Annotated in this window: 2 protein-coding genes; both read left to right on the forward strand. The window is 50.6% G+C overall.

Translation table 11 applies throughout. From position 1 onward, the window contains the following. Positions 1-1,026 (forward strand): IS110 family RNA-guided transposase (locus tag ABEV15_RS10545; RefSeq protein WP_498853168.1); only part of this gene is annotated, 1,026 nt, incomplete at its 5' end. A 308-nt stretch (positions 1,027-1,334) separates the two neighbouring features. Then, positions 1,335-1,661 (forward strand): helix-turn-helix domain-containing protein (locus ABEV15_RS10550; protein ID WP_498853169.1); only part of this gene is annotated, 327 nt, incomplete at its 3' end.

Here is a 1,661-nt window from a genome sequence, read left to right on the forward strand (position 1 = left end):
CCGGTGTATAATCTCCTCGAAGCAGAGCCGATCGAAGTGCTTGTCGTCAATGCCCAACACATCAAAGCGGTTCCCGGGCGAAAGACCGATGTCAAAGATGCCGAATGGATCGCGGACTTGCTTCGCCATGGATTGCTAAAAGGGAGTTACATCCCTCATCGAGCTCAGCGGGAGCTCCGGGAACTGGTCCGTTATCGGCGCAGTTTGATCGAGGAACGGGCACGGGAGCTCAACCGCATCCAAAAAGTGCTAGAAGGAGCCAATATCAAGCTTTCTTCGGTCATATCCGACATCAATGGGATGTCGGCCCGGCTCATCATTCGCGCCCTTATCGAAGGAAAAGACGATCCGGCGGCCCTCGCCCAGCTCGCCAAAGGGCGGCTGAAACAAAAAACGGAAGAGCTCCGGCGCGCGTTGAAAGGAGTGATAGGGCCGCATCAACGCATGATGCTGGCCGAGCAATGGCGTCATGTAGAGTATTTAGATGAAGCGATTGCCCGGTTGGATCGGGAAATCGAGGAACGAACGAGCCCTTTTCATGAAGCGCTGGAGCTCATCGATACGATCCCGGGAGTGGGGCGGCAAAGCGCGGAACAAATTGTAGCGGAAATCGGGACGGATATGAGCCGGTTCCCTACCGCCGCGCACTTGGCCTCATGGGCCGGAATGGCCCCCGGGAATCATGAGAGTGCAGGGAAACGGTTGTCAGGTCGAACGAGGAAAGGGAACAAGAAGCTAAGGTCGTGCCTCGTGGAGTGCGCCCGTGCCGCCGCCCGAACGAAGAACACGTACCTATCGGCCAAGTATCATCGGATCGCCAAACGAAGAGGAGCAAATCGAGCGAGTGTCGCGGTCGGGAGAACGATTTTAGAAATGATCTATTACATCTTAACTCGAAAGGAACCGTATAGAGAGTTGGGAGCCGACTACTGGGATCGGCAGCGAGAAGCGCGCATCGTGCGTCAAACGGTGAAACGATTAGAGGGGTTAGGGTACGAAGTGAAACTGGAAAAAACGAGTGCATAGCACTTATTAACCATATATATACTGAAATACCTTCCTTTGGAATCCGGTTCCGAAGGCTAGGCGGGGTCCGTTTTTTTGTCTTAAATGGTGTTTTCAGGATAGATTTATTTTACTTGGAGGATGACCAGTGGGAACAATTTTTAAGAGATTATTGGTTAGAAATCGAAGCAGAGTTGCAAGAGCGAGAAAAGCAGATTACTCCTGAAGTAATATATACATGCACCTTAAAACCATGACTTCTGTATGAACACCTTTTTTCATGGCTATACTGCTCCTAAATATTTCTATACAAAAGGAGCGGAATTGGCATGAAACGTTTGAAAATCACAAATGATCACGGTTGGACACCTCGAACACTTCGGAAACAAGAACGGAAAATCAAAGATGCTTCTCTTCGTGTTCGGGTGACCGCTGTTCGTCTTGTCATGGAAGGTCACCTCGGTAAAGATGTGGCCAAAATGGTCAATCTGTGCCGTCAATCCGTTGCCATCTACGTTGCACGGTTTAATCAAGGTGGGCTCGATCATCTACTCGATCGTCGGTTGCCGCCTGGCCGTGTGCCATTTCTTACGGAAGAACAACAACAAGAAATTAGACAACTCGTGTTAACCACCACACCTGTGGATGCTGGCTGG

It is taken from the genome of Bhargavaea massiliensis (assembly GCF_050480245.1).
Lineage (GTDB): Bacteria > Bacillota > Bacilli > Bacillales > Anoxybacillaceae > Anoxybacillus.